The 21,757-nt window shown below is 72.0% G+C and carries 22 protein-coding genes and 1 riboswitch; of the genes, 12 read left to right on the forward strand and 10 right to left on the reverse strand.

The annotated features are described in order from the left end of the window. Window positions 1-122: 122 nt before the first annotated feature. Window positions 123-330: riboswitch (cobalamin riboswitch) on the reverse strand. 111 nt (window positions 331-441) lie between these two features. Next, window positions 442-1,071, forward strand: a complete 630-nt coding sequence (locus NAG42_RS27760; RefSeq protein ID WP_250034657.1) for an MBL fold metallo-hydrolase — start codon at window positions 442-444, stop codon at window positions 1,069-1,071. Between the two features lie 81 nt (window positions 1,072-1,152). Next, window positions 1,153-1,911, forward strand: a complete 759-nt coding sequence (locus NAG42_RS27765) for an SDR family oxidoreductase (protein WP_250034659.1) — start codon at window positions 1,153-1,155, stop codon at window positions 1,909-1,911. Between the two features lies 1 nt (window position 1,912). On the opposite strand, the gene NAG42_RS27770 is transcribed toward NAG42_RS27765, so the two are convergent. The 5 genes from NAG42_RS27770 to NAG42_RS27790 all read right to left on the reverse strand — a co-directional run bounded on the left by NAG42_RS27770 (window position 1,913) and on the right by NAG42_RS27790 (window position 6,399). Beyond that, window positions 1,913-2,746, reverse strand: coding sequence for a helix-turn-helix transcriptional regulator (locus NAG42_RS27770; protein WP_250034661.1), 834 nt, complete (start codon window positions 2,744-2,746; stop codon window positions 1,913-1,915). 2 nt (window positions 2,747-2,748) lie between these two features. Then, a complete protein-coding gene (locus NAG42_RS27775; protein ID WP_250034663.1) occupies window positions 2,749-3,648 on the reverse strand; it encodes an SDR family oxidoreductase in 900 nt (299 codons plus the stop codon). 67 nt (window positions 3,649-3,715) lie between these two features. Next, window positions 3,716-4,063 (reverse strand): sigma-70 family RNA polymerase sigma factor family protein, encoded by a 348-nt coding sequence (locus NAG42_RS27780; RefSeq protein WP_250034665.1) that lies wholly within the window; start codon window positions 4,061-4,063, stop codon window positions 3,716-3,718. 17 nt (window positions 4,064-4,080) lie between these two features. Continuing rightward, window positions 4,081-5,433 carry an NAD(P)/FAD-dependent oxidoreductase gene (locus NAG42_RS27785; protein WP_250034667.1) on the reverse strand — a complete coding sequence of 451 codons (1,353 nt, stop codon included), beginning with the start codon at window positions 5,431-5,433 and terminating at the stop codon, window positions 4,081-4,083. 96 nt (window positions 5,434-5,529) lie between these two features. After that, window positions 5,530-6,399, reverse strand: coding sequence for an RNA polymerase sigma-70 factor (locus NAG42_RS27790; RefSeq protein ID WP_250034669.1), 870 nt, complete (start codon window positions 6,397-6,399; stop codon window positions 5,530-5,532). Between the two features lie 146 nt (window positions 6,400-6,545). Here NAG42_RS27790 and NAG42_RS27795 point away from each other — a divergent pair, with 146 nt between their 5' ends. From NAG42_RS27795 to NAG42_RS27805, 3 genes are all read left to right on the forward strand, one after another. Then, a complete protein-coding gene (locus NAG42_RS27795; protein WP_250034671.1) occupies window positions 6,546-7,265 on the forward strand; it encodes an alpha/beta fold hydrolase in 720 nt (239 codons plus the stop codon). A gap of 121 nt (window positions 7,266-7,386) precedes the next feature. After that, window positions 7,387-8,238 carry a shikimate dehydrogenase gene (locus NAG42_RS27800; RefSeq protein WP_250034673.1) on the forward strand — a complete coding sequence of 284 codons (852 nt, stop codon included), beginning with the start codon at window positions 7,387-7,389 and terminating at the stop codon, window positions 8,236-8,238. Continuing rightward, window positions 8,207-9,607: an Nramp family divalent metal transporter gene (locus NAG42_RS27805; RefSeq protein WP_250034675.1), complete on the forward strand. Its 1,401-nt coding sequence runs from the start codon at window positions 8,207-8,209 to the stop codon at window positions 9,605-9,607. The genes NAG42_RS27800 and NAG42_RS27805 overlap by 32 nt, the downstream gene beginning before the upstream one ends. Here the strand turns inward: NAG42_RS27805 and NAG42_RS27810 are convergent. After that, the gene (locus NAG42_RS27810) at window positions 9,585-11,873 is read right to left on the reverse strand and encodes a putative bifunctional diguanylate cyclase/phosphodiesterase (protein ID WP_250034676.1); all 2,289 of its coding nucleotides are present in this window, start codon (window positions 11,871-11,873) and stop codon (window positions 9,585-9,587) included. The two genes, NAG42_RS27805 and NAG42_RS27810, sit on opposite strands and share 23 nt — an antisense overlap. A gap of 153 nt (window positions 11,874-12,026) precedes the next feature. Here NAG42_RS27810 and NAG42_RS27815 point away from each other — a divergent pair, with 153 nt between their 5' ends. The 3 genes from NAG42_RS27815 (at window position 12,027) to NAG42_RS27825 (ending at window position 15,476) form a co-directional block, all read left to right on the forward strand. Further along, the gene (locus tag NAG42_RS27815) at window positions 12,027-12,683 is read left to right on the forward strand and encodes a TetR/AcrR family transcriptional regulator (protein ID WP_250034678.1); all 657 of its coding nucleotides are present in this window, start codon (window positions 12,027-12,029) and stop codon (window positions 12,681-12,683) included. 93 nt (window positions 12,684-12,776) lie between these two features. Continuing rightward, window positions 12,777-13,334, forward strand: coding sequence for a snapalysin family zinc-dependent metalloprotease (locus NAG42_RS27820; RefSeq protein ID WP_250034680.1), 558 nt, complete (start codon window positions 12,777-12,779; stop codon window positions 13,332-13,334). Window positions 13,335-13,466: 132 nt separating this feature from the next. Continuing rightward, complete coding sequence (locus NAG42_RS27825; protein WP_250034682.1) at window positions 13,467-15,476, forward strand: sensor histidine kinase; 2,010 nt, start codon at window positions 13,467-13,469, stop codon at window positions 15,474-15,476. A gap of 49 nt (window positions 15,477-15,525) precedes the next feature. Here NAG42_RS27825 and NAG42_RS27830 read toward each other — a convergent pair whose 3' ends face one another. Beyond that, window positions 15,526-16,014, reverse strand: coding sequence for a GNAT family N-acetyltransferase (locus tag NAG42_RS27830; RefSeq protein ID WP_250034683.1), 489 nt, complete (start codon window positions 16,012-16,014; stop codon window positions 15,526-15,528). 32 nt (window positions 16,015-16,046) lie between these two features. Then, window positions 16,047-17,432, reverse strand: coding sequence for a MocR-like pyridoxine biosynthesis transcription factor PdxR (gene pdxR / locus NAG42_RS27835; RefSeq protein WP_250034684.1), 1,386 nt, complete (start codon window positions 17,430-17,432; stop codon window positions 16,047-16,049). Between the two features lie 47 nt (window positions 17,433-17,479). On the opposite strand from pdxR, the gene NAG42_RS27840 reads away from it, so the two are divergent. Continuing rightward, window positions 17,480-18,595: an MFS transporter gene (locus NAG42_RS27840; protein WP_250034685.1), complete on the forward strand. Its 1,116-nt coding sequence runs from the start codon at window positions 17,480-17,482 to the stop codon at window positions 18,593-18,595. An 18-nt stretch (window positions 18,596-18,613) separates the two neighbouring features. Further along, on the forward strand, window positions 18,614-18,754 hold the full coding sequence (locus NAG42_RS27845) for a hypothetical protein (RefSeq protein ID WP_250034686.1): 141 nt from the start codon (window positions 18,614-18,616) through the stop codon (window positions 18,752-18,754). Here the strand turns inward: NAG42_RS27845 and NAG42_RS27850 are convergent. After that, complete coding sequence (locus NAG42_RS27850) at window positions 18,732-19,661, reverse strand: helix-turn-helix transcriptional regulator (protein ID WP_250034687.1); 930 nt, start codon at window positions 19,659-19,661, stop codon at window positions 18,732-18,734. The two genes, NAG42_RS27845 and NAG42_RS27850, sit on opposite strands and share 23 nt — an antisense overlap. Window positions 19,662-19,723: 62 nt before the next feature. Here NAG42_RS27850 and NAG42_RS27855 point away from each other — a divergent pair, with 62 nt between their 5' ends. Then, window positions 19,724-20,155 (forward strand): VOC family protein, encoded by a 432-nt coding sequence (locus NAG42_RS27855; protein ID WP_250034688.1) that lies wholly within the window; start codon window positions 19,724-19,726, stop codon window positions 20,153-20,155. Here NAG42_RS27855 and NAG42_RS27860 read toward each other — a convergent pair. Beyond that, complete coding sequence (locus NAG42_RS27860) at window positions 20,148-20,756, reverse strand: peptidoglycan-binding domain-containing protein (protein ID WP_250034689.1); 609 nt, start codon at window positions 20,754-20,756, stop codon at window positions 20,148-20,150. The genes NAG42_RS27855 and NAG42_RS27860 overlap by 8 nt on opposite strands. A 161-nt stretch (window positions 20,757-20,917) precedes the next feature. Here NAG42_RS27860 and NAG42_RS27865 point away from each other — a divergent pair, with 161 nt between their 5' ends. Continuing rightward, window positions 20,918-21,730 carry a mechanosensitive ion channel family protein gene (locus tag NAG42_RS27865; RefSeq protein WP_250034691.1) on the forward strand — a complete coding sequence of 271 codons (813 nt, stop codon included), beginning with the start codon at window positions 20,918-20,920 and terminating at the stop codon, window positions 21,728-21,730. Window positions 21,731-21,757 lie beyond the last annotated feature (27 nt).

Here is a 21,757-nt window from a genome sequence, read left to right on the forward strand (position 1 = left end):
GTTTCCCTCTTTCACGCCTTCGCGGGATCGAAGAGCGCGCAGGGGGACGCCGCCCGGACGCGACCGCACCCGGACTGATGGCGTCGGCCGTCCCACGCGGCCTTCGACCACCGCACGCCACGGCGGCGCACGGTGCGCTGGCAGGTCTTCGGACTCGTGGGCGCCCAACTCGTTGCCTACTGGCCGTCGCTTCCCAGGCCCTGCGGCCCAGTGCTTCTCTGACGGCGGTCGTTCCCACTCACCGCTGCGGGGCAGTCCCGGATTCCCACCGGGTTCCCTCTTGCCTCGATCATCGCGAGCGATGATCGAACCAGCTGCGGGCACACCATATCTGGACAGCGGGGCCGATCGGCAACACCAGATGCTGTGCCGGGCGTGTCGTGGTCATCCGGTGACAGCCCCGATCGTCCGCGGCGGCCGGCGGTCTGATCCACTGGTCGCATGGAGCAGGAATCCGGAGTGCGGGTGGACCACGGTGTCGTCAGCGGGACGTTCAGTCTCGACGGGCAGACGTTCGACGTCGACAACAACGTCTGGGTGGTCGGGGACGCCGACGAGTGTGTGGTGATCGACGCGCCGCACGACGTCGACGCGATCATGGCGGTGGTCGGCGAGCGGAGGGTCCGGGCGATCGTCTGCACCCACGCGCACGACGACCACGTGCGGGTGGCGCCGGCGCTGCGCGACCGCACCGGGGCGCCGATCCTGCTGCACCCGGCCGAGCGGCCGCTGTGGGAGCTGACCCACGGCACCACCGTCGCCTGGGACGCCGACCTGGCCGACGGGGAGCAGATCGAGGTGGGCGGCACGGTCCTGACCGTGCTGCACACGCCGGGGCACGCGCCGGGAGCGGTCTGCCTCCATGCGCCCGACCTGGGCTGTGTGTTCACCGGTGACACCCTGTTCAACGGCGGGCCGGGCGCGACCGGGCGGTCGTACTCGGACGCCGGCCTCATCGTGGCCTCGATCCGGGCCAAGCTGTTCGCGCTGCCCGGCGACACGGTCGTGCACACCGGCCACGGCGACGACACCACGATCGACCAGGAGAAAGCCGCCCTCGGACAGGGGTGACGCGGGTCGCATGTCACAGGCGGCGGGGCTGCCTTGTCGAAGCTGGCGAACGAGACAGCAGAGACGAAGGAAGTGACGGACATGAAGATCGCCGTGCTGGGTGGGACCGGGCTGATCGGCTCGCAGGTTGTCCAGCTGCTGCGGGAGCACGGGCACGACGCCGTGCCGCTGTCGCCGAGCAACGGCGTCGACGTGATCACCGGTGAGGGCCTGGACCAGGCCTTCAAGGGTGTCGACGTCGTCGTCAACCTGACCAACTCGCCGACGTTCGACGAGGCCTCGATCGACTGGTTCCGCACGTCGATGACCAACATGGTGGAGGCGGCCGGGCGCGAGGGCGTCGGCCACGCGGTCATCCTGTCGATCGTCGGCGTCGACCAGGTGCCCGAGCTCGATTACTACCAGGCCAAGGTCCTGCAGGAGGAGGTCCTCAAGGGCAGTGGACTGCCGTATTCGATCGTCCGGGCCGGCCAGTTCTTCGAGTTCATGAAGTCGGTGCTCTCGTGGACGGTCGACGGTGACACCGTCCACCTGCCGGCCACGCCGGTGCAGCCGCTCGCCTCGGCCGAGATCTCGCGCGAGGTGGCTCAGGTGGCCGCCGGCCGGCCGCTCAACGGCATCGTCAACATCGCCGGGCCCGAGGTCTTCCCACTCGACGAGCTGGGCCGCATCGCCCTGGCCGCCCAGGGCGACACCCGTACGGTGGTCACCGACCCCGCCGCGGGCATGTTCGGCGCCGTCAAGGGCGACGTGCTGACCGCCCCGGCCGACGCGGTCATCGCCAAGCAGACCTTCCGGGAGTTCCTCGCCGCCCAGAGTGAGTCGGCCGCGCGGAAGTGACTCAGAGGCGCTGGGCGCCGAGAACCGAGAGCAACTCCAGCTTCTCGGCACTCTCGGTGCCCGGCGTCGCGGTGTAGACGACGAGTTGCTGCGACTGGTCCGGGTCGACCAGCCGCTGACAGAACAGCTCGATCGCACCGACCTGAGGATGGATCAGCCGCACCTGACCGCAGTACGGCCCGGCCACCGGGTGCTCCCGCCACAGCGCCGCGAACTCCTCGCTCTGCTCGAGAAGGGCGGAGACCAGAGCCCCCGTACGGGATTGCCGGCCGTCCCGGGTGTAGGACGAGTGCAGATCGGCGACGATCAGCCGGCTCTGCTCCGCGCGGTCCTCGGCCGGATAGACCAGCCGCTCCGCCGGATCGGTGAACCAGCGGTAGTGCTTGCTCCGCGCGAGTCCGCTGTGGACGCTCTCGTCCCCGATCAGGGCGACCGACAGCGGCGTCTGCAGCAGCGTCTCCCCGAGCGGGCTCACCACCTGAGCCGCCGCCCCGCGCAGACCGTCGAAGATCCGCCGCATGCCCGGGTTGATGTGCTCCGAGCCGCCCGCCCGCCGCCCGGTCGCATAGCCGGCCAGCCGGAACAGGTGCTCCCGCTCCTCGAGCGAGAGCCGCAGCGCGCGGGCCAGCGCCTCCAGGATCTGCTTCGAGGGGTGCGGCCCGCGCGGCTGCTCCAGCCGGGTGTAGTAGTCGATCGACATGCCGGCCAGGACCGCGACCTCCTCCCGCCGCAGACCGCGCGTGCGCCGCCGGCCGCCGCGGGGCAGCCCCACGTCCTCAGGTTGCAGCGCCTCCCGGCGGCTGCGCAGGTAGTCGGCGAGCAGCGCGCGGTCCATCGTCACACCCTCGCGAAGTCCACGCCGGCCAGCTCGGCCGACACGTCCCACAGCCGGCTCGCCGCGGCGAGGTCCCGGGCCGGGCGATAGATCGCCAGCTCGGTCGGCTTCCCGGTGAACTGCCCGAGACCGTCGGGCCCGTAGAGCCGCCCGCCCGCGGCGGACGGGCTCGTGGCCGCGTACAGGGCCGGGCGCAGCCCCTGATCGACCCCCTGCACGAAGACCCCCCAGCGGGCGAGACGCGCCATGATGGCTTCGAGGCGGGCCGGCTTGTCCCGGCCCAGGTTCGGCCCGGCGGCATAGAGGCCGGTCAGCGTTGTGCCCGGGTGCGCGGCGTTGCTGACCAGGCCCCAGTCCCCGGCGCGGGACCGCCGGTCGAGCTCCAGCGCGAAGAGCAGGTTCGCCAGCTTCGACTGCCCGTAGGCCTTGATGGCCGCGTAGTCGCGGACGCTCTGCAGATCGTCCCAGGTCAGCTTGGCGCTGCGGGCGGCGCTGCTCGTCAGCGTGGTGACCCGGGCTTGCCCGGCGATCAGCTGGGGCAGCAGCCGGGCGGTCAGCGCGAAGTGCCCGATGTGGTTGGTGCCGAACTGCAGCTCCAGGCCGTCGGCGGTCGTGTGCCGGACGGGTGGCGCCATCACGCCGGCGTTGTTGATCAGGATGTCGACCGGCCGGTCGATCGTCCCGGCGAACTCGGCCACCGAGGCCAGCGAGGCCAGGTCGAGCGTCGCGAGTGTGACGCGGGCGCCCGGCGCCTCGGCCCGGATGCGGGCGACGGCGGCCTCGCCCTTGGCGCGGTCACGGACTCCCAGCACCAGTTCGGTGCCGTCGGCGGCGAGGCGGGTGGCCAGTCCCAGGCCCACGCCACTGCTCGCCCCGGTCACCACGGCCAGCTTGGTCTTCACGAGAATCTCCCAGGTCGTCAGCGGATTTGTCTCCACCTTGGCGCGGCCCGCGGGCGGTAACCATGGTCTACGAGTACAAGGTCCAGCGATGCAGCTTGCCGGGGTTGAGGACGATCCAGAGCGCGCCGATCTCCCGCGCGGACCCGGTGGCCACCAGGACGGCCACCGGGCTGCCGTCGTCGCGGCGCCCGACGATGCCGGGCCCGCCGTTCACCATGCTCACCGTGAGCAGCAGGCCGGCGAACAGGCCGGCCAGGAGCAGGGCGACCTCGGCCGCGCCCCGCACCGGCTCGGGCGGGGCGGGCACCTGACCGCCGCCGTCGCAGACCGCCACGACACCGGGGGCCAGCAACAACTCGATGGCGGCCGGGTCAGCGGCGGCGCAGGCGCCGGCGAGCAGGTGGACCACATGCATCAGCCGGGCGGCTCCCGTCAGCCACGGTGGCCGGCGGTCGCACCCACCGGCTCAGCGCCCGGCTCGCCGCCGGTCTGGAATGCCCGCCGGGGATCCTGCACCGAGGCGAGTGAGACGATGTCGCGCCCGTAGAGCAGGGCCGTCGCCCACACTGCGAGCACGCGCACCTTGCGCTCCCAGGTGGGCACGGCCAGCACGTGATAGCCACGGTGCATGACCCAGGCTGGGAAACCTTTGATGACGATGCCGTGCCACTGGAAGATGCCGTGGCCGAGACCGAGCGTGGCCACGGTGCCCAGGCCGGCGTGCCGATAGGGCTTCGTCGGGTGCCCGCGCAGCGAGGCGATCAGGTTCTTGGCGAGCAACTTCCCCTGGCGTACGGCATGTTGCGCGTTCGGCACGGTCGCCGCACCCGGCCGGCGGACGGCGAGGTCGGGCACCGCGGCGTCGTCGCCGGCGGCCCACGCGTCCCCGACCGGCTCGGCGTCGGTGCCCACCCGCAGATCGGCGCGCACCACGACCTGGCCGCGGGCGTCGATCGGCAGGTCGGTGTGGTTGTGCACCATCGGGTTGGCGCCGTTGCCGGCAGTCCACACGATCAGCTCCGAGTCGAACTCCTCGCCGGTGGAGAGCACGATGTGCCCGTCCTCGGCCGAGCGCAGTCGCGCGTCGAGGTGCACGTGCCCGCCCCGCTTCTCCAGGTGGCGCACCACCCAGCGGCCGGGCTCGTCGGTCACCTCGGGCAGGATGCGGTCGCGGGCCTCGATCAGGTGGAAGCTCAGCTCCGACGCGTCCAGCTCGGGATACTTCTTGAGCAGCGAACGGGCCAGTGACAGCAACTCGCCGAAGCCCTCGACCCCGGAGAAGCCGCCGCCCACGAACGTGACGGTCAGCAGGCGTTGCCGCTGAGGTCCGCGGGGAAGGATGGCGGCCTGGTCGAAGGCGGTCAGCAGGCGGTCGCGGATGGCCACCGCCTCCTCGACGTGCTTCATGCCGATCGCGTGCTCGGCGACGCCCGGGATGGCGAGCTTGCGGGTGACCGCCCCGGCCGTGACGACCAGGATGTCGTACGTCTGGGAGAAGCTCCCGCCCACGGCGGGCCGGATGACGACCGTCCGGTGGGCATGGTCGATCCGGGTGACCGTGCCGGTGATGAGCGTCGTCTTCCTCAGGTGCCGGCGCAGCGCGACAGCGGCGTGCCGGGCCTCGACCGAGCCGGCCACGACCTCGGGCAGGAAAGGCTGATAGGTCATGTACGGGCGGGGGTCGACGACGATGACCCGCGCCTCGTCCTCGCGGAGCTTCTTCTCGAGCCTCCACGCCGTGTAGAAGCCGGCATAGCCACCGCCGACCACCAGGATCGTCCGCATCGTGCCCTCGGTTTCTCCCGCCGTCGGCGGGCTGACGAGCTTGTCGCCCGCTGAGACCGGGCACGAGGCGGTTCTGTGACAGCCGGGGCCGATCGATCAGCCGACGGCGGCGATCTTCTCCGGGTTCATCATCCAGAGGACCTGCTCGATGCCGTCGGGGGAGGCGTCGATCGTCAGCACCGCCAGCGTCTCGTCGCCGCGGTGCAGGACGGCGGCGGTCTGCCCGTTGGCCGGGATGAAGCGGACCTCGACGCCGTCCCACCACCAGGCCGAGAAAGCCGCGATATACCTGGCCACGCGGGCCGCGCCGACCACCGCGCGCCGCGAGACCTGCCGGGCCCCGTTGCCGTCGGAGATGCTGGCCACCTCGTCGGCGAACAGTTTCTCGAGCGCGGCCAGATCACCCGAGCGGGCGGCGGAGATGAAGGTGGCGAGCAGCTCGCGCTGGGCGGTGGTCGACACCGGCGCCTTGCGCTCACCGGCGACGTGCTTGCGGGCCCGGCTGACGAGCTGGCGCACGGCCGGCTCGTTGCTCCCGAGGATGTCGGCGATCTGGCCGTACGGGTAGTCGAACGCCTCCCGCAGCACATAGGCCGCCCGCTCGGTGGGGGTCAGCTTCTCCAGCAGCATGAGGACGGCGAACTCCAGCGCGTTGCCGGTCTCGGCGCCCAGATAGGGGTCGGCACCGGTGTCGATCGGCTCGGGCAGCCACGGTCCGACATACGTCTCCCGGCGCACCCGGGCCGACTGGAGGTTGTTGATCGCGAGCCGGGTGGTCGTGGTGGCCAGGAACGCGGCCGGATGGTCGACCCGGTCCCGGTCGTACGTCTGCCAGCGCACCCAGACGTCCTGCACCAGATCCTCGGCCTCGGCGGCACTGCCGAGCATGCGGTAAGCGATGCCGAACAGGCGTGGCCGCACCTGCGTGAAGACCTGTGTGGCCTCGTCCAGATCACCCAGACTCATGGTCGCCCCCTCCCGGCATCTCATCCTGGCCCGGTCGCGAGCCCGAAAGCCAGGATCGGGCCCAGTGACGATCGACTCCGTCACAACCGCGCGGGCTGTCCGGTCACGGCTGATGGACCGCAACACCGCACCCGAAGGGGAAGATCATGCCCAACGACACCCAGCCCACTGTCCTGCTCGTGCACGGTGCGTTCGCCGAGGCCGCCAGCTGGAACGGCGTGATCGAGCGCCTGACCGGCGCGTCGGTCGACGTCATCGCCGTGGCGAACCCGTTGCGCAGCCTGGCCGGCGACGCGCAATACCTGAGCGACGTCATCGACGGGGTGGGCGGGCCGGTCCTGCTGGTCGCCCACTCGTACGGCGGCATGGTGACGACCGAGGCGGCCGCCGGCAACGACGAGGTGAAGGGTCTCGTCTACGTCGACGCGTTCGCCCCCGCCACCGGCGAGTCGGCGTTCGCGCTGTCGCTGAAGTTCCCCGGCAGCACGCTCGGCGACGCGCTGACCGCCACTCCGGTCTCCACCGGCGGCAACGAGTTCACCATCCGCCGCGATGTCTTCCACCACCAGTTCTGCGCCGACGTGCCGCCCGCCCAGGCCGCCCTGATGGCCGCGACCCAGCGCCCGGTCACCGAGGCCGCGCTGGCCACGGCCCTGGCCGCCGACGAGCCCGCGTGGGGCTCCCGGCCGTCCTGGTTCGTCTACAGCGACGCCGACCTCAACATCCCGGTCGAGCTGCACCGCTGGATGGCCACCCGGGCCGGCGCCAAGACCGCCCGCGAGATCGCCGGCGCCTCGCACGCCCTGAGCGTCTCGCAGCCCCAGGCCGTGGCCGAGACGATCCTCGAGGCCGTCGCCGCCGTCTGACCGGACGATCCGCCCGCTTCCGATCCGGAGGCGGGCGGCTCTCGCTCTTGACAGTGGCCCCGGTCACAGTGTTTAACTAACGTACCAGTTCGTACATTAGCGATCCACGGGAGCCGGGAGCATGCGCTGTGGCTTGATCGGGGCCGGCATCGGCACCTCGCTGTCCCCGGCGCTGCACGAGGCCGAGGGCCGGGGACACGGCCTCGACCTCAGCTACGAGTTGTTCGACACCGGCTCACCGGCGTCGCTCGGTGAGCTGCTCACCACGGTGCAGTCCACCGGCTTCGCCGGAGTCAACATCACCCATCCCTTCAAGCAACAGGTGATCGGCCTCCTCGACCACCTGTCCCCGCAGGCCCGGGCGATCGGCGCGGTCAACACCGTCGTCTTCCGCGACGGCCGGCGGTTCGGCCACAACACCGACGCGTACGGCTTCACCGAGGCCTACCGCGAGCTGGTGACCGGCCGGGTCGTGCAGACCGGGGCCGGCGGTGCCGGTGCCGCGTGTGCCTATGCCCAGCTCACCCTGGGCGTCGAGCAGCTGACCGTGGTCGACCCGGACGCGGGCCGGCGTGAGCAGCTCGCCGCCCGGTTCGACGATCCCCGCCTCACGGTCGCCGCGCCGCAGGACCTGCCCGCGGCGATCGCCGGCGCCGGCGGACTGGTCAACGCCAGCCCCGTCGGCATGCGGGCCCACCCGGGACTGCCGCTGCCCGCCGAGCTGCTCCACCGCGGCCTGTGGGTCGCCGACATCGTCTACATGCCGGTCGAGACGCCGCTGCTGCGGGCGGCCCGCGACGCCGGGCTGCGAGCGGTCGGCGGGACGGCGATGTGCGCCTACCAGGCCGCCGCCGCCTTCGAGCTGTTCACCGGGCGGACCCCCGACACCGCGCGGATGCTGCGCCACCTCGACGCCGTACTCCAGAAAAACGGAGACCGCCATGAACCCCTCCCCGACCCGAGCGCCCGCTGAGACCCGCGACCTCCCCGAACCCCTGTCCCTGCGCCGCATGGTCGGCCCCGGCGTGGTCGCCGTGGGCATCGGCATGGCCGCCGGCGAGATCATCCTGTGGCCCTACCTGACCGCGATCGGCGGTCTCGGCCTGCTGTGGCTGGCCTTCTGCACCCTCGCCGTCCAGTTCGTCATCAACATGGAGATCGAGCGCTACACCCTGGCCACCGGTCAGACCGTGGTGGCCGGCTTCTCCCGCTGGTGGAAGGGCTGGGGGATCCTGATCTGCCTGGCCGGGGCGTTCCAGTACGTCTGGCCGGGCTGGGCCACGAGCGGCAGCACCGTGCTGACCTATCTGGTCGGCGGGGGCGACCCGGTCTGGATCACGGTGGCCACGCTCGTCGTCATCGGCGTCCTGCTCTCGGTGTCCAAAGTGGTCTACAACACCGTCGAGCGGGTCGAGGTCGTCAAGGTCGGCCTCACCATCTTCTTCCTGCTCGTCGTGGTCGTCTTCGTGATCTCGCTGGGCACCTGGGGCGACGGCGCCACGGCCACGGTCACCGAGTTCGGCCAGATCCCCGACGGCATCACCTTCACCCTGCTGCTGAGCGCGATCGGGGCGGCCGGCGCGGGCGGCGTGCACAATCTGGTGCTCAGCAACTGGATCCGCGACAAGCGCTACGGCATGGGCGCGCACGTCCCGCGGCTCGTCTCGCCGATCACCGGCCGCGAGGAGGCGGCCGGCACCGACCGCTACACGTTCCCGGTCGACGAGGCCAACCTCGCTCGCTGGCAGGTCTGGTGGAAGCGGGCCAACGCCGAGCACCTGGCCACCTTTGTGACGGTCTGCTTCGTGACCATCACCATCATGTGCCTGCTGGCCTACCAGTTGCTGTTCGGGCGGGACGACGTCAAGAACGACACCTCGTTCCTGCGCATCGAGGCCGGCCTCCTGGCCGACCAGGTCGGTCCCTGGCTCAAGGTGCTCTTCCTGGCGGTCGCCGTGGTGTCGCTGTGGGCGGCGGCGATGGGCCTGCTCGACATCATCGGCCGGGTCGCCTCGGACTTCCTGCGCCGCAACTACCTGATGACCTCGGCCCGCTGGACCGAGCCGCGGCTCTACCTGACCGTCGTCTGGGCCGAGATCGTGCTGGGCTCGGCCATCCTGCTGGCCGGCTTCAGCCAGCCGCTGGGCCTGCTCATCGTCTCCACCTGCGCCGCGTCGGTGGTCACCCTGCTCTATTCGATTCTGCTGGTCCGGCTGAACACGCGCGACCTGGTGGCGGAGGTGCGGCTGCGCGGCTGGCGCCTCGGCGGGATGCTCGTGGCCATCGGCTTCTACGGCTTCTTCGCCGTGGCCATGGTGGTCACGCAGCTGCAGCGCCTGTAGGCACCCGGTTCGTGAAGAGGTCCTCGAGGGCGGCCGCGGTCATCGGCCGCCCGAAGAGGTAGCCCTGGGCGAACTGGTAACCCGCCTCGGACAACTGGGCCGCCTGGGCCTCGGTCTCGACCCCCTCGGCGACCGCATCGATGGCGAAGTCGCTGGTGAAGCCGATCAGATTCCGTACGATGATCTCGCCCGCCTGCCCCGCGGTGGCGCCGCTGACGAAGGACTTGTCGACCTTCAGGACGTCGACCGGGCAGTCGAGCAGCAGGCTGAGCGACGAGTGCCCGGTGCCGAAGTCGTCGAGGGCGATCCGTACGCCGAGGGCCTTGAGCCGGTGCAGCTGCGCGACCGCGAGATCGGCGGCCAGCACGGCCGTCTCGGTGACCTCGAGCATCAGCCGATCCGGCTCCACGTCGTTCCCGGTCAGCAGCGCGGCCACCCGGTCGACGAAGTGCGGGTCCTCCAGCTGGCGGGCCGAGACGTTGACGCTGATCCGCCCGGGCGCCCGGTCGCCGAGGCGGCGGCGCCAGTCCACCGACTGGCGTACAGCTTCGCGCAGCACCCAGTCACCGATCTCGACGATGGAACCGTTGTTCTCGGCCAGCGGGATGAAGGCGTCCGGTCCGAGCAGCCCGTGCTCGGGGTGCCGCCAGCGCAGCAGCACCTCGGCCCCGATCGGGGAGCCGCCGGGGAGGGTGACGATGGGCTGGTAGAGAACCGTCAGCTGTCCCTCGGCCGGGGCCCGGCGCAGCTCGGCGGCCAAGCGGGCCTCGGCGTCGGCGGCCCGGTCCATGGCCGCGTCGAACCAGTGCCAGGCGTTTCCGCCCGCGTTCTTCGCCGCGTACATGGCGACGTCGGCCCGCCGCAGCAGCTCGGCCGGGACGTCGCCGGGGCGGGTGGTCGTGACGCCGACGCTGGCCGCCGTGACCACCGTGTGGCCGGCCAGCTCGGCCGGCGCGCCGACCGCGCGGATCACCTTGCGCAGGAGCACTTCGACGTCGCCGCCGTCCGGGATGACGATCGTGAACTCGTCGCCGCCCAGACGCGAGACGGAGCCCCGGCCGCCGACCACCTCGGTCAGCCGGCGGCCGGTGACCCCGATGAGCAGATCGCCGACGTGATGGCCCAGCCGGTCGTTGACGGTCTTGAAGTCGTCCAGATCGAGCAGGGCGACGTGGAAGCGGCCGCGCTCGCCCAGCAGCTGCGCGAGGTGCTGCTCCATCCGGGACCGGTTGGCCAGACCGGTGAGACTGTCGTGGGTGGCCTGGTGGGTCAGCTTCGTCTGGTAGTCGCGCAGCTCGTCGACCAGCCGCTGGTTGTCGCGCAGGGCCAGGATCTGCCGCACCACGACCAGGGCCGTGAGCACGACGGCGGCGATCTGCATCGTGGTCGTCTCGGTGGCGTCGCCGGTGCCGGTCGAGAGCAGCAGGACGTCGGTGATGGCGACGGCGGCGTAGGGAAGGACGCTGATCCGCTGCGAGACGCGGCGGGTTGCGGGCGTACGGTCGCCGTTCGACCACTGGCGGGCGGCGGCGAGATTGATGGTGAGCGCGGCGACCGGTACGGCCAGCAGGCTGCTCGACAGATGGACGTAGTCGCTGATGAACGGTGACATGCCGCCCAGCGACGCGGCGATCGACGCGCCCACCGCCAGGATGTGGATCGCCTGCCGGTCGAGCCGGCCGGCCCCGGCGAAACCGACCTTGACGAAGGTCGCGACACCGACGAAGGCCGACAGCATGATGGCCAGCATCGGACCGGCCGAACCGGTCTGGGCCATCCAGCGGTCGTGGTCGCGCAGGGAGAGATGCCAGACCAGCGCGCCCAGCGTGACCAGGACCATGCAGGCGTCCAGGCCGAAGCGGATCCAGTCGGCCCGGCTGCGCTGCCAGGACGGCAGCCGCAGCAGTGCCCAGATGACCAGGCCGAGCACGGCGAGATAGAGGGCGACGGTCACCGGCCCGATGCGTTGCGAGGGCATCGCTCCGCCGACCGCGTCGACCGCGTTGCTGACGCTGCCGGCGGTGAAGAAGGCGCTCGCCACCGAGAGATGCCGCCAGAAGCGCCTCGTGCCCGCGTCCAGGCGCTGGTCGCGGGCCGCCCGCAGACAAGCGATCCCCGCGAGGGCGGCGCCGACCGGCAGCGGCACCCAGCCGATCACCGGATGCGCATAGGTGTGCGTCAGCCCGGCGAAGAACCAGGCCGCGCACAGCACGACGAGCAGTGCGCCGGCCAATTCGAGCCCGTGCACCCGAAAGTATCGAGGCATGTCTTTCCCGTCCCCTGCGAATGTCGGCCGTCCCCATCGGCAGCCCCGCCGCCGACTTGAAAGGTCTGCCCGGAGCGTCCGTGCCGGGCGTCGGCTCAGCGAAGCGGACGGGCGCGACTAGAGTCGGGTGAAGGCGGGCAGGAGAGGAAACGGATGGCAGCGGGAGCGGCGTCGCCCGGTGAGCGGGTCCGGGATGCCGAGCGCACCCGGGCCGAGATCGTCGAGGTCGCGACGCACGAGTTCGCCGATCAGGGTTACGCGGGCGCGCGGGTCGACGAGATCGCGGCCAAGACGCGCACCACCAAGCGGATGATCTACTACTACTTCGGCGGCAAGGAGGGGCTCTACCTCGCCGTCCTCGAACAGGCCTACCAGCGCATCCGGCTGCTCGAGCAGAAGCTCGACGTCGACCACCTGGAGCCGGTCGAGGCGCTGCGCAAGCTGGCCGAGCTCACCTTCGACCACCACGAGGAGCACCAGGACTTCGTCCGCCTGGTGGCGATCGAGAACATCCACTACGCCCAGCACCTGCTCAAGAGCGAGGTCCGCGAGGGCCTGGCCGCCCCCGCGCTCGAGGTCCTGACCCGCATCATGCGGCGCGGCGTGGAGGCCGGCCTGTTCCGCGACGACCTCGACGCCCTGGACGTCCACATGATCATCAGCTCGTTCTGCATCTTCCGCGGGGCCAACCGCTACACGTTCCGGGCCATCTTCGACCGCGACCTGCTCGATCCGTCCCTGCGCACCCACCAGCGCCAGATGATCGGCGACCTGGTCGTCGCGCACGTGACGGCCGCGCCACCACGGTAGGACGTATTCGGTATGTCCGCCGGACATCGATGACGGTCTTTGCGTGACTAGGGTCGGGGCAGGACACCCCCAATCCCCCCGCAGGAGGGTCTGATGTTTCTACGACGGATGGCGGCCGCGCTGTTCTCGGCCGTCGCGTTCGCCGGTGTGCTGGTGGCCGGCTCGGCTCCGGCCTCGGCCGCGCCCCGCGTCCTCTACTACGACGCCAGTCAGGCGCAGGAGTTCGTGGCCGTGGTCAACCAGGGCGCCCAGATCTGGAACAGTCGCGCCACGAACGTGCGCCTCGAACCGGTCACCGCCGGCCGCACGCCCAACATCCGCATCTACGCCGACAACGGCTGGCCCCGGGCCCAGACCACCTCGCTCGGCAACGGCCGGGTCTGGATGGGTCGCCAGGCCGTCGACCAGGGCTACTACCCGCCGCGGATCGCCGCCCATGAGCTGGGTCACATCCTCGGCCTGCCCGACCGCCGCACCGGCCTGTGCGCCGACCTGATGTCGGGCAGCAGCGCCCCGATCTCGTGCACCAGCTCCTACCCCAACGCGCGCGAGCTGGCCCAGGTCGAGGCCAACTTCCGCTCGTCGGCCGTCGCCCGGGTCACCCCGCAGACGTACGTCTGGCAGCCCGCGCTCGCCGGAGCCGCGAGCTGACGAGCCCGGCCGCGCGGCAGGCACCGGCCTGCCGCGCGGCACCGCTCAGCACATGGGCCGCGGTGCCGAATATCGGGTATGCGTGTGCCACGCGTGAGCAACCAATGGGGGCGTCCCGCCGTGATGCCCCTGATGGTGTGGTTGCTGGTGGGACTCCTGAGCAGCACGCTGCTGCTGTGGCAGCAGGACCGCAGCCGCGACGCGGTGGCCGGGCGCTTCGACAACGGGGTCGGCACGCTGGGCGATTTCATGAGCGGGGTCGCGGCCGAGGCCCTCGCCCGCGAACGCCTGCAGGCCCAGGCCTCCCTGGCCGACCCGGTCGTCACGGCCCGCGACTTCCAGCGGGCGGTGACCGGTTTCGGCTACCCGGCCGCCCTGCTGCTGGATGGCCGGGGTCGCGTGCTGAACGTCGTTCCCGAGGATCCGGGGTCGATCGGCCAGGAGCTGGCGAGCCGCTACGACCATCTGCGCGCGGCGCTGGAGGGCCGACCGGCCGTCTCCGGAGTGGTCGACTCGGCCACCCGCGGCATCCCGGTCGTCGCCTTCGCCGTGCCGTTCGAGACCGCCGGGGGCCGCCGCGTCTTCTCCGGGGCCCTGCCGATCCGGGCCAGCCCGCTGGCGTCGTACTTCACCAGTGCCCTGTCGCTGGACGGCGCCCGCGTGCAACTCGAGGACGCGGCCGGTGCCATCGTCGCCGCCACCCGGCCGTTCACCACCACCCAACCCACCCTGGGCAACCAGGAGCCGGCGCTGGCCGCCGCGCTCGCGCGGGACGCCGGCGGCCGCTACGAGTCCGGGGGGACCTGGTGGCGCTACTCGTCCGTGCCGGTCGCCGGCACCCCGTGGCGGCTGTCCGCGACCGTACGCGAAGACGTGCTCTACGCCTCGCTGCACAACACCGAGGTGGCCGGCCGGGTCGCCCTGGGCGGGGCCGCGCTGGTCGGCCTGGCCGTGGTGCTGGCCATGGGCCGCGCCCGGGCGAGCCGCCGCGACCTGCTGCTCAGCGAACGCCGCTTCCGCAAGGTCTTCGACGGCTCCCGGATCGGCATGGTGCTCACCGACCTGACCGGCCGCTGCCTGCGGGTGAACCCGGCCGCCGGTCAGATCTTCGGCCGGGGAGAGGAGGAGCTGATCGGCCGCAGTGTCGAGGATTTCGCCCACCCCGACGACATGGGCCTGACCACCGGCCGCATGCGGGACTGCCTGAACGGGCGGCTCGACGGCTTCGATCTCGAGAAGCGCTACGTCCGGGCCGACGGCGAGGTCGTCGAGGCGTCGATCACCAGCGCGGTGCTGCGCGACGAGGACGACCGCCCGCTGTATTTCGCCACCCAGATCATCGACACCTCCGAGCAGAACGCCCTGGAGCGCGAACGCGACCGCAACCAGGCCGAGCTCGCCCGCCGGGCCGAGGAGCTGCAGGACGCCAACACCCACCTGGCCGACGTGATGGCGATGCTCAGCCACGACGTCCGCCAGCCCCTGGCCAAGATCGTCGGGCTGGGCGAGCTCCTGCTGGAGGAGTGGGACACCATGCCCGAGCACGCCAAGACCCATGACGTACGGCGGATGACGGTGGCCGGGCACCGGGCGAACGACCTGGTCACCGACATCCTGATGCTCGCCCAGTTCGACGCGGGCGCGATGCCGGCCCGCCCGGTGCGCATGGACCTCGCGCACGCCGTCCGTGAGGCCGTGACGGCCCACCACGTCAGCGCCGGCACCCCGATCTCGGTCATCGCCCCGGACGAGACGACCGGCCTGGCCGACCCGGGTCAGCTGCAGCTCATCCTGGGCAACCTGCTCACCAACGCCTCGAAGTACGGCCGCCCGCCGATCGAGGTGACCGTGTCCAACGCCGGGGAGCTCGTGACCATCCGGGTGGCCGACCACGGCGAGGGGGTGCCGCCCGAGTTCGTGCCGCACTTGTTCGACCGCTTCGCCCGCGCCGGCTCGGGCGTCGCGACCACCACGGCGGGCACCGGGCTCGGGCTCTACCTGGTGCGTCAGCTGGCGCTGGCGGGTGGTCTCGACGTCGCGTACGAGCCGAACCACCCGCACGGCGCGGTCTTCACCCTGACCGTGCCCCGCACTTCACCCGGCTCCCGCGTGCGCGACAGCGAGCACCAGCTGACCGGCTAAGGCCTGTCCTGTGCCTCACTCCCACGTGATCGACAGGACAGGCCTTAGCTCAGGGGGCGGCGGGGGCCTGGCGGGCGAGGACCGTCAGGGGCTCGCCGCTCAGCCGGCACACCGTCCACTCGTCCAGCAGTTCGGCGCCGAGCGAGCGGTAGAAGCCGATGGCCGGCTCGTTCCAGTTCAGCACCCGCCACTCGAAGCGCTCGTAACCGCGCTCGACGCACGCGGCGGCCAGAGCGGCGAGCAGGGCCCGGCCATGGCCTTCACCCCGCGCGTGCGGCCGCACGTAGAGATCGTCCAGGTGCATGCCGCGGGTGCCGGTCCAGGTCGAGAAGAACGGGTACCACACCGCGTATCCGACGATGTCCGTACGGTCGTCCTCGGCGATCAGCGCGGAAGCGGCCGGGTCCGCGCCGAACAGCGCTTCGACCAGCTGGGCCTCACTGGCCTTGGCTTGGCCGGGGGCCCGTTCGTACTCGGCGAGCTCCCGGATCATGGCCCGGATCTGCGGGACGTCGCCCACCTCGGCAGTTCTGATCATGGGGCAATCCTGCCGCAGCGGTCGCGGGGATGTCAGGCGGCGAGCAGATCGGCGATCGCGGCCAGGCCGGCCTCGATCGTGCGGCTCGGGGTGTTGCCGAAGCCGAGAATCAGGCGAGGGCGGCTCGTGGCCATGCCGTAGAGGCCTACGCCACGATCAGCGGCCTCGGCTATCAGGTGCTGCTCGTCGGTGGTGGGGGAGAGGTTGAGCACGGCGTGGAAGCCGGCGGCCAGGCCGGTCACCGCCAGGTGGGGAGCGTGGCGGGCCACGGCGGTGATCAGGGTGCCGCGGCGGGTGGCGTATTCGGCCCGCATGCGGCGCAGGTGGCGGTCGTAGCGGCCGGACTCGATCAGGACGGCCAGGGCGTACTGGTCGACGACGGGGCTGCCCCGGTCGGCCAGCCACTTGCCGTGGGCGATCGCCTCCCGCAGGCGGGGCGGGGTGATGATCCAGCCCAGGCGCAGGGCGGGGGCCAGCGACTTGCTCACCGTGCCCAGGGAGACGACGCAGTCGGGGGCCAGGCCCTGCAGGGAGCCGACCGGGTCGCGGTCGTAGCGGAACTCGGCGTCGTAGTCGTCCTCGATGATGGTGCCGCGGTGCTCGCGGGCCCAGGCGATCAGGTCCCGGCGGCGGGGGCCGGTGAGCACCACGCCGGTCGGCCACTGGTGGGCCGGGGTGACCAGCACGGCCCGGGCCCCGGTGCGGCGCAGGGCGCCGACGTCCAGGCCGTCGTCGTCGACCGGCACGGGTACGCAGGTGAGGCCGGCCGCCGTGGCCAGGCCGGTGACGGTGGCGCCGCTGCCCGGGTCCTCGACGGCGACCGTGGTCACCCCGGCGGCCGCCAGCGCGTCGATGACCAGGCCGAGCGACTGCTGCGTGCCGGTGCCGACGATGACATCACCGGCCGTGGCGGTGGCGGCTCTCACCCGTACGGCGTAGGAGGCCAGCACCTCCCGCAGCCGCGACGGCCCGGCGGCCTCGCCGTAGTCGAAGGCCGCGTCCGGCATCGTGCGGCACGCCTCCCGGACCGCCCAGGCCCAGTCCTCGCGCGGCACCAGCCCCAGGTCGGGGACCCCGTGCCGGAAGTCGGCCACCGCGAACCCGCCGCGCGCGGCCGGGACCGGGCCGGGGCGGGGCGCCGGGAAGGAGAGGGCCGCCACCCGGGTGGCCGATCCGGGGCGACTGGTGAGATAGCCCTCGGCCTGCAACTGGGCGTAGCAGTCCTGGACGAGCCCGCGTGACAGGCCGAGCGTGCGGGCCAGCTCGCGGGAGGAGGGCAGCGGCTCGCCGGCGGCCAGGCGACCGTCCCGGATCGCCGCGCGCACCTGATCCTCCAGCTGCGACCGCAACCCGGTGCCGCTCCCACGGTCGATGGTCACGAGAAGCGAAGGCCCCGAACCGGCCCACTCGACGGGCATGGAACTGGACCTTACCAGTGGCCCGGCGCCCTCCTAGCGTGATGAGCATGACGACGACTCAACCGGTCCACAGCGGACTGATAACCGGCCCGCTGCTGCTGCGGTGCGTGTCGATTCTCGGTTCGTCGATCGGGTTCTTCCTGCCGCTGTCGGTCGTGCCGATGTTCGCCGGGCCGTCCGGGGCCGGCACCGCCACGGTCGCCCTGCTGCTGGCCACGGTGGCCGGCGAGATGGCCACCCCGCGGCTGGTGGGCCGGATCGGCTACCGGGCGGCGCTGGCCCTGGGGCTGGTGCTCCTGGGCGTGCCCACCCTCGCGCTGACGGTCAGCGCCGAGCCGTGGGTGATCCTCGCGGTGTGCGTGGTGCGCGGCCTCGGGTTCGCGATCTGCACCGTGGCCGGCGGAGCGCTGACCGCCATGCTGATCCCGGCCGGGCGTCGCGGCGAGGGCCTGGCCCTGGTCGGACTGGTCAGCGGGGTGTCGAGCCTGCTGGCCCTGCCGGCCGGGGTGTGGGCCGCGAGCCGCTGGGGCTTCTCGCCGGTGTTCGTGGCGACGACGGTCATCACGTTGCTCGCGCTGGTGTCCGTCCCCGGGATTCCCCATCGGAGCTCGACGGTGGCCGGCCCGGCCCAGGCGCCGTGGAAGCTGCTGCGCCCGGCGACCATTTTCGCCGCCTCGACCGCCGCCCTCGGGGTCTTCGTGACCTTCCTGCCGCTGGCGCTCGGCGGTCAGCACGCCGCGGTCACCGCGGTCGCGTTGCTGGTGCAGCCGTCGGCCGCGACCGCCGCGCGCTGGGCCGCCGGACGCCTCGGCGATCGGCACGGTCAGAGCCGGCTGCTCGCGCCGGGGCTGGCGCTGAGCGCGGCGGGCACGGCCGGCCTGGCGCTGATCGGCCGGCCGGCGGCCGTGATCGCGGCGGCCCTGATCTTCGGCGCCGGGTTCGGATTGCTGCAGAACGCGACGCTGGCCCTGATGTACGACCGCATGCCGGCCGGCGACGAGAGCACGGTCAGCGCGGTCTGGAACATCGCCTACGACCTCGGCATGGCGGCCGGCGCCCTCGGTGCGGGTCTCCTGGTCGTCCCACTCGGTTACCCGGCCACCTTCGTCGTGGCCGCCGCGGTCACGCTCACCGCCTACGTCCTGATCCTGAGGAGAGATTGATGCCTGATCGCCGTCGCCGTGGCGGTGCTCACCACGGGCGGGCTCGCGCTGGTCGAGTTGCCCGGCGTTCAGCACACCTTCGATCTGCTCTGGTCGCTGCGTTACAGCTTCGTCATCGACGCGGTGGACGCCTTTGTCAGGAGCCGTACCGAGAAGTGAGCTCCGAGCCGATGCGGGCCAGTTCCGACCGTACGGCGGGAGGCTCGACCACCTCGACGGCCGAACCCCAGCCGGAGAGCGTGCGGGCGATGTCGCGGGGCGTCGGGGCGCCGACCCGGACCCGCACCCGGCCGTCGCCGAGCGGGTCACCGGGGTGGCAGTGGCGTCCGAAGTGGTCACGCAGCACCCACACGAAGCGCTCCGGGATCAGCACGGTGGCCCAGGTGCGCGAGCGGCGTTCCTCGATCGTGCCGACCACCTGATCCCAGGCCGCGTCGAGCGTGAAGTCGCCGGGCCGGTCGAAGGTGGCGCCGGTCGTCTCGAGGTCGCCGATCCGGTCGAGCCGGAACGTGCGCTGCCCCCGCTCGGTGCCGGCGATCAGATACCACACGCCGTCCTTGTCGATCAGCCCCCACGGGTCGGCCTCCCGCCGTACGTCCTTGTAGCGGAACCGGATCCGGTGCCGCCGGACCACCGCCTCCTGCACCCGCCGCACCGCTTCGGGGCGGTCGCGGGTGTTCTCGCCCCAGCGGGACGGGTCGATCAGCGTGGCGCCGGCCGCCGCCTGGGCCTCGGTCCGATAGGTCTCGGGCAGCGCCCGCAACAGCTTGCGCAGCGCCGCCTTGACCTCGTCGGAGGTCGACGCGGCCGGCCCGGCCAGCAGGAACAGCGCCCGCGCCTCGGACGCCGTCAGCCCGCTGAGGTCGGTGCGCGCCCCGCCGACCAGCTGCCAGCCGCCATGCCGGCCGGGCTGCGGATAGACCGGGATGCCGGCCGCCGACAGCGCCTCGAGGTCGCGGCGGGCGGTGGCCACCGAGACCTCCAGCTCGGCCGCCAGTTCGGCGGCGGTGACCCGGCCCCGCTGCTGCATCAGCAGGAGGGCGGCGACAAGACGGTCGGCTCGCATGCCCCGAATACTGCCCGGAAAAGTGCTCAGAAGGTGAGCACTTTACGGCGGAGGATGAGTCCATGACCACTTCAGCAGCGCTTCGCGGACTCACCACCGTCACCCTCTTCGCCGACGACCTCGACGCCGCCCGGGCCTGGTACACCGAGGTTTTCGAAGTCGAGCCCTACTTCGTCCGCGACGGCGCCTACCTGGAATGGCGCATCGGCGACTACCAGCACGAGTTCGGCATCCTCAACAGCCGGTTCGCCCCGCACCCGCTCGGCGGCGGTCAGCCGGCCGGCGTGATCGTCTACTGGGCCGTGGACGACGTCGAGGCCGCCCACGGCCGACTGCTCACGCTGGGCGCGACCGAGCACGACAAGCCGACCGAGCGCGGCCCCGGCTACGTGACCGCGTCGGTGCTCGACCCCTTCGGCAACGTGCTCGGCGTGATGCGCAACCAGCACTACGACGACGTGCTCGCCTCGATGAGGAGCCGGCTCGCTACTTAAGCAGGGTGCAATAGAGCAGGCCCCCGGTGAACAGGAACGGATTGGGGGCCTTGCGCCATTCGGCGGCGGTCGGCAGGCGGCGCTTCCAGATCACCTTGGCCAGGCGGCCCGGGCCGGTGAGATGGCTCTTCACGCCGTCGACGACGCAGCCGCCGATCGGCTTGCCCAAGGACACCGCCGCGCCGGCGTCGCCGTCGGCCCGCCTGTTGTGGACGGTGCCGCCCTCGGCGGTGTCACCGTCGTCGTCCATGAGGATGAACGTGGTCGGCAGGAAGCGGGCGCAGGTGAAGCGGTCGGCCTCCTCCGTGGCCAGCACGACCAGGTCGCCGGTGGCCGGCCCGACGATGCCGTCGGCCATGACGCCGTGCTCGACCTGGAACCGCATGACCGCGGCGTAGGTGGCGTCGCCGAACTGTCCGTCGGCGTCCACCCCGAGGACGCGCTGCACACAGCGGACCCCCTCGGGCGGGTTGACGTAGTGGTTGGACGGTCCGACGTAGCGGATGCCGGGATTCGCGTGGGCTGCGCTGCCGGTTCCGGCGAGCAGAGCGGCCGTCGCCACCGTGGTGGCCAGTACCGCGCCGATGCGCTTGAGGGTCATGTCGTTCCTCCGAGTCAGCGGTTGGTTCGCCGCCACCACGGGGGAGGAGCCGCTCCGGTTCACGCCGGTCCGGGGAGAACCCGATCGGGTGATGCCGGCCGGCGTCGTCGCCGGGCCGAGCCGCGGCCCGGCGGTCCGACCGTGTCGATAGGATGTCGATCATGGGCGAACCGTGGAAGGTGCTCGATCAGCACGTCCGTCCCGACTTCCGCAAGACGGTGGTGTTCAGCGTGATCGCGCTGGCCGCGCTCATCGTGGGCACGCAGGCCGGCGACATCGACTCGCCGGAGCTGCGGGACCGGCTGATCGCGTGGGGCTGCGCCGCGCTGGTCGCCCTGGCCGGTCTGGCCGCGACCCGCACCGCGTCGCGCGAGGTGCACCGGATCGCGCAGGCCCGCGGCGGGGAGGTGGCGGCCACGCCGCTGCGCCTGATGGTGCAGCTCGCCGGCTATCTGCTCACCGTCGTCGTGGTGTGCGACCTGCTCGGCGTCGGGCTGCGCAACCTGCTGGTCGGCGGCGCGGTGACCGGGGTGATCCTCGGCCTGGCCGCGCAACCGGTGCTGAGCAACCTGTTCGCCGGTCTCGTCCTGCTCTTCGCCCGCCCGTATCTCCCCGGCCAGCAGGTGCGGATCTTCTCGGGGGCGATCGGCGGCCCGCACTACGGCACGATCGTCGCCGCCGGGCTGCTCTACACCGTGCTCGACACCACCGAGGGGCCGCTCAACATCCCCAACTCGGTGCTGCTGGCCTCGGCCGTCGGACCGTCCGACGGCGAGCCCGAGGAGCCCACCGACTCTCCGGACCCGGTCACACCGGACTCCGTCACACCGAGCCCCGTCACGCCGAGCCCCGTCACACCAGGTCCCGTCACATCCGGTCCCGTCACGCCGGATCAGGAAGCCGCCTCGGCGGCCACCGCCGCCGCCCTGTCCGAGATCGCCGACGAGCCCGGCCGCAAACCCAGCGAGGACTGAGCGGTGGCGGACCTCGGTCATGCTTGA

Source organism: Paractinoplanes maris, assembly GCF_023544465.1.
Lineage (GTDB): Bacteria > Actinomycetota > Actinomycetes > Mycobacteriales > Micromonosporaceae > Actinoplanes > Actinoplanes maris.

Excerpts from the sequence above, each read along its gene's own strand:
- NAG42_RS27810 (WP_250034676.1), bottom strand. The coding sequence starts at position 11,873 with ATGCCTCGATACTTTCGGGTGCACGGGCTCGAATTGGCCGGCGCACTG.
- NAG42_RS27765 (WP_250034659.1), top strand. The coding sequence starts at position 1,153 with ATGAAGATCGCCGTGCTGGGTGGGACCGGGCTGATCGGCTCGCAGGTT.
- NAG42_RS27790 (WP_250034669.1), bottom strand. The coding sequence starts at position 6,399 with ATGAGTCTGGGTGATCTGGACGAGGCCACACAGGTCTTCACGCAGGTG.
- NAG42_RS27805 (WP_250034675.1), top strand. The coding sequence starts at position 8,207 with ATGAACCCCTCCCCGACCCGAGCGCCCGCTGAGACCCGCGACCTCCCC.
- NAG42_RS27850 (WP_250034687.1), bottom strand. The coding sequence starts at position 19,661 with ATGCGAGCCGACCGTCTTGTCGCCGCCCTCCTGCTGATGCAGCAGCGG.
- NAG42_RS27795 (WP_250034671.1), top strand. The coding sequence starts at position 6,546 with ATGCCCAACGACACCCAGCCCACTGTCCTGCTCGTGCACGGTGCGTTC.
- NAG42_RS27780 (WP_250034665.1), bottom strand. The coding sequence starts at position 4,063 with ATGCATGTGGTCCACCTGCTCGCCGGCGCCTGCGCCGCCGCTGACCCG.
- NAG42_RS27830 (WP_250034683.1), bottom strand. The coding sequence starts at position 16,014 with ATGATCAGAACTGCCGAGGTGGGCGACGTCCCGCAGATCCGGGCCATG.
- NAG42_RS27865 (WP_250034691.1), top strand. The coding sequence starts at position 20,918 with ATGGGCGAACCGTGGAAGGTGCTCGATCAGCACGTCCGTCCCGACTTC.
- NAG42_RS27860 (WP_250034689.1), bottom strand. The coding sequence starts at position 20,756 with ATGACCCTCAAGCGCATCGGCGCGGTACTGGCCACCACGGTGGCGACG.
- NAG42_RS27820 (WP_250034680.1), top strand. The coding sequence starts at position 12,777 with ATGTTTCTACGACGGATGGCGGCCGCGCTGTTCTCGGCCGTCGCGTTC.
- pdxR (WP_250034684.1), bottom strand. The coding sequence starts at position 17,432 with ATGCCCGTCGAGTGGGCCGGTTCGGGGCCTTCGCTTCTCGTGACCATC.
- NAG42_RS27800 (WP_250034673.1), top strand. The coding sequence starts at position 7,387 with ATGCGCTGTGGCTTGATCGGGGCCGGCATCGGCACCTCGCTGTCCCCG.
- NAG42_RS27815 (WP_250034678.1), top strand. The coding sequence starts at position 12,027 with ATGGCAGCGGGAGCGGCGTCGCCCGGTGAGCGGGTCCGGGATGCCGAG.
- NAG42_RS27785 (WP_250034667.1), bottom strand. The coding sequence starts at position 5,433 with ATGCGGACGATCCTGGTGGTCGGCGGTGGCTATGCCGGCTTCTACACG.
- NAG42_RS27770 (WP_250034661.1), bottom strand. The coding sequence starts at position 2,746 with ATGGACCGCGCGCTGCTCGCCGACTACCTGCGCAGCCGCCGGGAGGCG.
- NAG42_RS27825 (WP_250034682.1), top strand. The coding sequence starts at position 13,467 with ATGGTGTGGTTGCTGGTGGGACTCCTGAGCAGCACGCTGCTGCTGTGG.
- NAG42_RS27855 (WP_250034688.1), top strand. The coding sequence starts at position 19,724 with ATGACCACTTCAGCAGCGCTTCGCGGACTCACCACCGTCACCCTCTTC.
- NAG42_RS27760 (WP_250034657.1), top strand. The coding sequence starts at position 442 with ATGGAGCAGGAATCCGGAGTGCGGGTGGACCACGGTGTCGTCAGCGGG.
- NAG42_RS27840 (WP_250034685.1), top strand. The coding sequence starts at position 17,480 with ATGACGACGACTCAACCGGTCCACAGCGGACTGATAACCGGCCCGCTG.